The 8,970-nt window shown below is 54.5% G+C and carries 7 protein-coding genes; 2 read left to right on the forward strand and 5 right to left on the reverse strand.

What is annotated here, in order from left to right:
* Positions 1–155 precede the first annotated feature (155 nt).
* A complete protein-coding gene (argH, locus tag QN370_RS10865) occupies positions 156–1,553 on the reverse strand; it encodes an argininosuccinate lyase (protein WP_322125534.1) in 1,398 nt (465 codons plus the stop codon).
* Between the two features lie 80 nt (positions 1,554–1,633).
* Between argH and QN370_RS10870 the strand changes: the two genes are divergently transcribed.
* Both QN370_RS10870 and QN370_RS10875 read left to right on the forward strand, forming a co-directional pair.
* Positions 1,634–2,710, forward strand: a complete 1,077-nt coding sequence (locus QN370_RS10870; protein ID WP_322125535.1) for a sensor histidine kinase — start codon at positions 1,634–1,636, stop codon at positions 2,708–2,710.
* Positions 2,707–3,465 carry a LytTR family DNA-binding domain-containing protein gene (locus tag QN370_RS10875; protein ID WP_322125536.1) on the forward strand — a complete coding sequence of 253 codons (759 nt, stop codon included), beginning with the start codon at positions 2,707–2,709 and terminating at the stop codon, positions 3,463–3,465. The genes QN370_RS10870 and QN370_RS10875 overlap by 4 nt, the downstream gene beginning before the upstream one ends.
* Positions 3,466–3,596: 131 nt before the next feature.
* On the opposite strand, the gene QN370_RS10880 is transcribed toward QN370_RS10875, so the two are convergent.
* The 4 genes from QN370_RS10880 to QN370_RS10895 form a co-directional block, all read right to left on the reverse strand.
* On the reverse strand, positions 3,597–4,643 hold the full coding sequence (locus tag QN370_RS10880; protein WP_322125537.1) for a carbohydrate-binding protein: 1,047 nt from the start codon (positions 4,641–4,643) through the stop codon (positions 3,597–3,599).
* Positions 4,644–5,159: 516 nt separating this feature from the next.
* A complete protein-coding gene (locus QN370_RS10885) occupies positions 5,160–6,611 on the reverse strand; it encodes an ATPase domain-containing protein (protein ID WP_322125538.1) in 1,452 nt (483 codons plus the stop codon).
* The gene (locus QN370_RS10890; protein ID WP_322125539.1) at positions 6,608–7,027 is read right to left on the reverse strand and encodes a hypothetical protein; all 420 of its coding nucleotides are present in this window, start codon (positions 7,025–7,027) and stop codon (positions 6,608–6,610) included. The genes QN370_RS10885 and QN370_RS10890 overlap by 4 nt, the downstream gene beginning before the upstream one ends.
* Before the next feature lie 109 nt (positions 7,028–7,136).
* On the reverse strand, positions 7,137–8,498 hold the full coding sequence (locus QN370_RS10895; protein ID WP_322125540.1) for a hybrid sensor histidine kinase/response regulator: 1,362 nt from the start codon (positions 8,496–8,498) through the stop codon (positions 7,137–7,139).
* Positions 8,499–8,970 lie beyond the last annotated feature (472 nt).

An 8,970-nucleotide genomic window follows, 5' to 3' on the forward strand; every position in this document is an offset into this window, starting at 1 on the left:
GGATCGGATTCAACTATTTGAAACAGGTCGTAGTTGTATTGAATTGGTTTGTGTCGGGATGTCGTGCTTGCGTTATCGAGGTGGTGCGCTCGGTGCAATGCCCTGACTCCGTCAGAGAGTCGGGACCACGGACCGATCCGCAAGTCCCGCTCGCCTTATCCCGCGAGTTGTGCGCGCACCCGGGCAATTGCCAGACGAACCTGACGTGGCGCTGTACCGCCGACATGGTCGCGCGCTGCAACCGAGCCTTCGAGGGTCAGCACCGCGTAAATATCTTCTTCGACCAAGGGAGAAAACGCCTTGAGCTGGTCCAGCGTCAGGTCGGCCAGATCGCATTCCTTGTCGACGCACACGCGTACGGCATGTGCCACCGCTTCATGGGCATCACGGAACGGCAAGCCTTTTTTGACCAGATAATCGGCCAGATCCGTCGCGGTGGCATATCCCTGCATCGCTGCCGCACGCATGGCCGCCGGCTTGACGGTGATGCCACGCGCCATGTCGGCGAAGATACGCAGCGTATCGGTGAGGGTGTCGACAGTGTCGAACAGTGGTTCCTTGTCTTCCTGATTGTCCTTGTTGTAGGCCAGTGGCTGGCCTTTCATCAAGGTCAGCAGACACATCAGATGACCCGTGACGCGGCCGGTCTTGCCGCGTGCCAGTTCGGGCACATCGGGATTTTTCTTTTGCGGCATGATCGACGAGCCGGTACAGAAGCGGTCGGCGATATCAATGAAGCCGACACGCGGACTCATCCAGATCACCAGTTCTTCTGACATGCGCGAAATGTGGGTCATCACGAGTGCGGCTGCGGCACAGAATTCGATGGCAAAGTCGCGGTCCGAGACAGCGTCGAGCGAATTGAAACAGACTTCATCAAAACCCAGCAATTGCGCGACCAGTTCGCGATCGATCGGGAAGGTGGTGCCGGCCAGCGCGGCAGCACCGAGTGGCAGGCGGTTGACGCGTTTGCGGCAATCGGCGAGGCGTTCGGTATCACGGCCAAACATTTCGACATAGGCCAGCAAGTGGTGGCCGAAGGTGACAGGTTGCGCGACCTGCATATGCGTGAAGCCGGGCAGGATGGTGTCGGCGTGCTGCTCGGCCAGGTCCACCAGCGCCAGACGCAAGTCACCCAGCAGGAGGGTCAAGTCATCGATGGCACCGCGCAGGTACAGGCGGATGTCGGTGGCGACCTGGTCATTGCGCGAGCGGCCGGTGTGAAGCCGTTTGCCGGCGTCGCCGACCAGTTCGGTCAAACGCTTTTCGATATTCAGATGCACATCTTCGAGGTCCAGCAACCATTCAAAACTGCCTTCGGCAATCTCGTTGCCAATTTGCTGCAAGCCACCGCGGATCGCCGATAGGTCGTCGCTGCTGATGATTTTTTGCTGCGCCAGCATCTGGGCATGGGCCAGCGAGCCCTGGATGTCCACTTCGGCGAGTCGCTTGTCGAAGAAAACCGACGCGGTGTAGCGTTTTACCAGATCGGAGACCGGTTCTGAAAAACGGGCCGACCAGGCTTCGCTTTTTTTGGAGAATTGTGCTGTCATGAGTGAATTCCGGAAAGTTGGTGTCTGAACCGGCCGATTATAAAACAAGCCCCATCCTGATTTTTAGAATCGAGTCAACGATGCCGATCTTGCCAGCCAACTTGTTAGCCAACCTGCCAGCCAAAAACACCGATCCTGCCAGGATCGTGATTCCGGATTACTGCAATACCGGCGTGATCCTGCGCGTGCTCGCCCTCGTCAATCTGGTAATGCTGCTGGCCATCGTGTTGCAGGCCGACACGCGTAGTGCGGGTTTACTGGCGTTCATTGAATGTTCGTTGCCGCTGGAACTGGTCTGCATGCTGTCGCTGGTGTGTCTGTGCGGGATGCGCCGTCATCTGCCTGTCGGGATGCTGGCGCATTGGCAACAGCGACTGATGTGTGCTCTGGTACCGGCGCTGATGAGCATGCTGGTGCTGCGGCTTTTGCTGCAAGTGGACTGGTTTCGTGGCAGCTTCCCGAATTTGTCGCTGCCCGTTGGTGCTTTGCTCGCGGCCTTGTTTGGGGCCGTGCTTCAGCACTATCTGGAATTGCGTGCCCGTGCTTTTTCGCCTGCGTTGGGCGAAGCGCAGTTGCAGGCGTTGCAGGCGCGCATCCGCCCGCATTTTTTATTCAACAGTCTTAATGCGGTCCTGGCGTTGATCCGCAGGGATCCGCGCCGCGCCGAGACGGCACTCGAAGACCTGGGCGATCTGTTTCGGGTACTGATGCGCGATGGCCGCGACCTGACTTCGCTGGCGGATGAAATTCGCCTCTGCGAACAATACCTGTCGATTGAAAAAATCCGTCTTGGCGAGCGCTTGCAAGTGAGCTGGGATACCAGCGCGATCCATGCCGATGTGTTGCGGCAGGCGCAGATTCCCTCGTTGCTATTGCAACCGTTGTTTGAAAACGCCGTGCATTACGGTGTTGAACCAAGCACGGTACCGGCGCTGATCCGGGTCGAGTTGCGGCGGGTGCGCGACAGTATCAGCGTCGTGATCAGCAATCCGTGGCTGGGCAAGCAATCGGGTGCGCCGGGCAACCACATGGCACTGGAGAACATCCGTGGTCGGCTACGTTTGTTGTATGACCTCGAGTCGAGCCTGAGCACCGCTGTCATCGGTGCCCATTTTGAAGTCCGGCTGTTCATTCCCTACAAAAAGGTCCTGCAATGAGCCTGCGTCTTTTTATCGTTGATGATGAAGCGCCGGCCCGTGCCCGGTTGCGCGATGTGCTGTCCGATATCGCGCTGCAGTGCCCGCATCAGGTGGTTGGCGAAGCGGCGGATGCGCAGTCTGCGCTCGATGGCCTTGGTGCGCTGGCCACTGAGCAGTTTCCGGACATCATGCTGCTGGACGTGCAGATGCCGGGTATGTCGGGCATCGAGCTGGCGGCCCTTATCGGAGCGCAATTGCCGGTCGTCCCGGCGATTATTTTCATCAGTGCATTTGATGATTTTGCGCTGAAGGCGTTTGAAGTCCGTGCCCTGGATTACCTGCTCAAACCGGTGCGCGCAGCGCGTCTGGCCGAGGCGCTGCTGCGTGCGGCCGGTTTGCATCACTATCAGCAAGAAGCGATTGCCACGATGGCACGCGAACTGCGTTCTACGCGTCAGCATTTTCCCGTGCACGAGCGTGACCGGCTGTTATTGGTGCCGGTGGCCGAGGTGATTTATCTGAAGGCGGAATCCAAGTACGTCACGTTACGTACCAGTACGCGTGAATACCTGATCGAAGAATCCTTGTTGTCGATCGAGGAAGAACTGGCCAGCGTGTTCGTGCGCGTGCATCGCAATGCGCTGGTTGCTCGCGCGGCGATCATTGGCGTCGAGCGGTGTCTCGATACCTGGCAAGTCATCCTGGCCGGCACGGATCAACGCTTGCCGATTTCACGGCGGCAGTGGGTCATCATCAAGGGACTAGTCAGGTAGGGATTGGCGACCGGTACCGGGACATTCGGTGCAATAACCGAAGGGCATTGCACCGATGCCAAGCGGCAAACCGTCGAGCATGCTGCGGAGCCGCGCCTTGTTTAAACAATAAAATCAAGTTGCGTTATTTATTAAGGAGCGCTATTAATTTTAAAGTCAACGATATCGAATAAATAGTCATTGCTTGCGGAATTTGTAAAATCAAGCCTGAGAGGTGGTGTGGCAGGTACATAACCCAAATAATTCAAATTCTGGTTTTGTGGCACTGAAAACGTTACCGTCTTGTATATATCCCATCCGCCTGTATTCGGCAAATCAAACTCGCCGATAACAATACCCGGTTTCATGTTGGAATCATTTCCCTCGGCAGTAAATTTCACCTTGCCACCGCTTCCGCCACTTGAATAAGTGATTGTTACACTGCCTGGAATATTGCTGCCCTTGATCGCTGTATTCGGAATGTTGAATGAGTCAAATTTAATGCTGGTGCCATTTCTTATATAGCCGACCTTATAACTCATATTGCGGATTCTGTCGTCATTTGCAGGATCTGATTCAGAGCTAAATAACGTGGCAGGAATTATTTTGTCAAAGGTAAATGGTGTGGACGGGAATAATGAAGCATTTTCTATTTTAAACTTAACTATGTCGAAAAGATAATCTGATGCTTCTGGATTTGTGAATTCCAGTTTAAGCGGAACAGTGACGTTCAAGTAATTAAAATTAGGGTTGTCGTAATCAAGTTGGAAAGTCACGTTTCTATAATTTTCCCAGCCTCCAGTGCTCGGCAAATCAAACTCCCCCAGAGTAATGCCCTGAGTGCGCATCATATTCATGCCGCCAGCAATGAACTTTACCTTACCACCCGATCCGCCACTTGAGTACATGATTGTTATTTTGTTCGGTTTTTTATCATCGGGGATCACTAATTGATCGAATATGACGTAAGTACCATTTGAAATATAACCTATCTTCACACCCATATTTTGAATTTTATTTGAATTCGAGCCATCCGATCCAGATGAATATTTGGCTGCTAAAGTCTCCTCATTAAAGTAAACCGGACTGGTTGTTTGGGCAAAACTACTGGATGCGGCCGCGGTTAAAAAAGCAATAAGAAGAAAGGTCGCGGCAGATTGGTATAACTTGGTAATTTCTTTTTGGTTATAAATTTTCATTATAAATTTCTTTTTAAGAAGGATTGATGGAGTGTCATAAGCAAGCATGTTGAAGCTGTTCTAGCGCATTCACGCAATCCGGCACAGCGCAGAGTCCGGAACTTTTGGAAGCAATTTGCCACGCGTACTTGCAACATTGAGTAGTGGAAATAGTTAATTGGTTCCATGATCGTCACCATTTAATCTTCCGCACCAAGCAGTTGACTCATCGGCAACCAAGGTGGTGCAAGTCTGAGGGGGCGTGTGTAGCGAAGAGCTCTTGTGACTAGCTATTCTGGAGAAGTTGATGAGGGTTGTTTCGGGAGTCGAGCTGGTCGTGTCGCCGCACTCTTTTATCAGTGATAGATCGGCTAACCCGGTTTTGATGAGACTGTCGTGCGCCCGCTGCGCGCATTACTTCATCCAGCGTATGGGATGCAATAACCGAATGGCATTGCACCAACTCCTGGCTTGGGACCGCCAAGGCCCCTGCGATGGTGAGACATCGGCGGGCCTGAGCGAAAAGTACCGCGCGCCTTACTGCCGGTTGTGCGGCCGATTGGACAAAATGCCCTGGAAGTCGCTGGTGGCATCACCAATTTGCAGGTCATCGCCAACGATGTCGAAGAAACGGATCGCCTTGCTGTGCGCGCTGCCACGCACCTTGACGACCGACAATACGCGCTTGAACTCGCCAGCCAGTTCGACGTAGCGCTGCATGATGATGGCATCGGCAAGGAAGGCATTGCCATAGGAGCTAAAGCGCAGGAAATCGTAGTGATCTTCCAGCTCAGCCGTCATCATCACCGTCACACCCATGCCGGTCAACACCGCGACCATCCGGTATAGCGCTTCGCGGAAGTCTTCGCGAAAGACCGAGGCCAGCGCCAGTTCAAATCCCGACAGGGAGTCGATGACTACCCGTTTGGCCTGCATGCGCGTGATCATGGTGACCAGATCATGCAGGATTTCATCGATCGACAAGTCCAGCGTGCGGGTATTGATGTAGCCGACTTCGCCGCGCTCGACCATCAGGTTGAGCTGATGGCTGAGCAACTGGTTCGGACTTTTTTCAAAGGCGGCAACGACGCCGGGCTCGCCAATGCGGGCACCTTCGGCCAGGAATTGCGTCGCCAGAATCGTCTTGCCGGAACCGGACGGACCCACCACCAGACACGAGTAACCAGCGGGCAGGCCGCCACCCATCATCTGATCAAGTTCGGTAACGCCGGTTGACAGTCGCCTGTCGCCGGTGACCACGACGTCACCCGGCAAGTTGGTCTTGATCATCGCACGTGGAAAAACTTCAACGCCGTCATCGTTGATCCGAAAGGTATGCACGCCGGGACTTTGAGCCTGGCCGCGCATTTTGACCACCTGGATTTTGCGGATCATGGCATCGCGGTGAACGAGTTGCGACATCCACAAAATACCGTCGGCGACGGTGAAAACCGCACTCGATTCTGCTTCCGGTGCCAGGTATTCACCAATCAGGAAAGTGGTGGCTTGCCAGCTGGTCATCTGCATGCCAAGTTGCTGAACAAAATGTTGCAGACCGATCGCACCGGCTTCCATCGTTTTGGCCGATTGCACCACCGAACGGAACGAGTCCACAAAAACCAGGCTAGGAGAAAACTTCTGCACTTCTTCATCGATGCGCGCCAGCACCCGGTCAAAATTACCGCCAATGAGATCGGCGGCCAGGTTGACGAACTTGATGGAGTGATTGATTTTATTGATATCGAAAAACGGAAACTGCTGCTGGTAGCGCAGCATCTTCAGCGGCGGTTCGCCCAGCACAGTAAAAAACAGCGCGCGCCGGTCCGGCCTCGCCAGTGAAAACATGATCTGATGGGCCAGCGTGGTTTTGCCACTACCGGGCGTGCCGGCAAGCAGGTTGAACGAGAATTCAGGCAGTCCACCGCCGAGCAGGTCGTCGAGTCCGGGTACGCCCGTGGGAAGGCGCCTGATGATGACTTTGTTATTCATTCTTGCAATTCCTTGCCAGCTATGTCGCTTGCGTCGTTAGTCCATGCAGTACATAAGATTCGGGTCATTAGGATATCGCCTATGAGTAGGGCGATTATATCGACCAGCGTGGTCAGTAATAGTCTATTTGCTGCACTGGCAATTTCGATGTCGTAGTCTGCGAGACTGTTGCGCAGTCCGGCAAAGCGTTTCTCCGTTGCGTGGGTCGGGTTGCCCTCGACGATCCACGGATAGGTGGTACGGGTGAGGTGCACGCTGCGAACATACAGTGATTGAAAGCCATTTTCGCCAATCAGCGTAATCAGTTCGGTCGCGAGTCGCTCCCATAAATGAACGGTAACATTGAGGAAATCATCGGGTCGCCGCATGACGGCGCGCCGGATTATCTCGTCTCGTTCAACGTTGGTTGTTGCCATAATTAATGCCTGATCGCGATGCAACAAGAATAAAAAAAATCCAGCTTCCAGTCTGGATGAATGGCGTTGCAGGTGCCCGTGTGAAGCGAGCTATGTGATAAGGACAGCATCAATGGGCCACCACGGTCGAAGCGATCAGGTCGAGCAGCACGTCAACCGACGCCGGCTTCGCCAGAAAATGATCAAAACCGGCATCGAGCGCCCGGCGTCTGTCTTGCGTCTGGTTGTAGCCACTGAGCGCAATGAAGCGCGGCAGGCATGTCAGCACTTTGCGCAAGGTTGCAATGATTTCGTAGCCATCCATGGTGGGTAGTCCGATGTCGCAAATGATGATGTCATAGGGTTGGGCACATGCCATTAACATGCCGTTGTGACCATCGAGCGCCGAGTCGACGAGATAGCCTTCCAGTGTCAACAGGCTGGTCAGTGTGTCATTGGAATCGACGTTATCTTCGATGAGCAGGATGCGGCCGTGGCAAGTGGTCGTCGCCAACGTCGTGATGGCAGGATCGACCGGCACGGCATACGCATTGGTAGGCAGGATGACAGTGAATTCGCTACCGTGACCGAGACCTGCGCTGTGGACACTGGTACTGCCCCCATGCATGCTGACGATGGAACGCACCAGTGACAGGCCGATGCCAAGGCCGCCCTGAGCGCGGTCCAGCGTTTTCGGACCTTGTTTGAACAGGTCGAAAATGAAGGGCTGGAACGCCGCTTCAATGCCGACTCCGTTGTCCCTGACGATGATCTCGACCGACTCTGCCTGCCTGCGGATGAGGATAGCAATCGCGCTGTCGTTGGCAGAAAATTTGGCGGCATTGATCAGCAGGTTTGAAAATACCTGGGCAAGCCGGATGGCGTCGCCGTCGAGCATGATTACTTCTTGCGGCATGTCGAGGTGCAGTTGCTGGTTGCGCGAGGTCAGCACCGGTTCGCTGGTCTCGATCGCGCTCTCGATGATTTCCGATAGCACTACCGGTTCTCGCTGCAACGTGATTTTGCCGCTGTTGATCCGGGATGCATCCAGCAGGTCTTCGACCAGCCGTTTCAAATGCAGTGACTGGCGGTCGATGATGCCGTGCAGCTTGGGCAGCATCGGATGGGCCGCAAGCAGCTTGCCGATCAGGGCATTGGCCATCACGATTGGTGCCAGAGGATTACGTAATTCATGGGCCAGCATCGACAGGAATTCTTCCTTCGCATGGTTATCCGCTTCGGCGCTGGCTTGCAAGTCTTGTGCACCGAATGTGGCGAGTAGCAGATTCTGGTTGGCCTCGCGCAGCTGCTCCATCTTTTCGTCACGGGCGCCGTTGTCGGCGACCATGGCACGTAGACACGAGATTTCTGCCTGCAAGTCGGCTATTTGCTGGTGCAGGGAGGTGGTCTCGGACCTGTGCATTGCCGCGGCGTCGATCAGGGCGTCGGGCTTGTCGCTGGCAGAAGTCATGGTACTGGGTTGAGCGTGCATGATGCTTCAGTCTTACCGCAACGATGCCCGATCGGAGTCACACGCAACCAAAAGGCGTGGAGCGATGGCGTCGTGCCGAACCGGGTTCGGCACAGATGTTGGCAGGCACATGGATGGGGCATGCGGGGTCAAAAGTTAGTCATTGGAATTGCGTCAACTTGCTGTTGGCTGGATTATGCGCCAAGTTTGTGAGGTGTAAATTTAACACTTTGTCGCAGTGCGATTGTTAGTTTCGGTATTTTTTTGTCCCTGAGTTGGCTAGTGAGCTGGGTTGCCAGCATTCGGAGCGAACTGCTCAAGTCAGGACAGCATAAAAAATACAACTTCAGGTAATTGATCAAGATCAAGGGTGGCGCAATCGGTCGCCGCCGGGCCAGCGTGCGCTAAGCACAACGCTAGCAGCCTGTCGGACTTGAACAAGCAAAGCACAGTCAAGACCTGAATTTGCTTAAAAAACAGGCAGAGATATTCA

Source organism: Actimicrobium sp. CCI2.3, from assembly GCF_035019065.1.
Taxonomy (GTDB): domain Bacteria; phylum Pseudomonadota; class Gammaproteobacteria; order Burkholderiales; family Burkholderiaceae_D; genus Actimicrobium.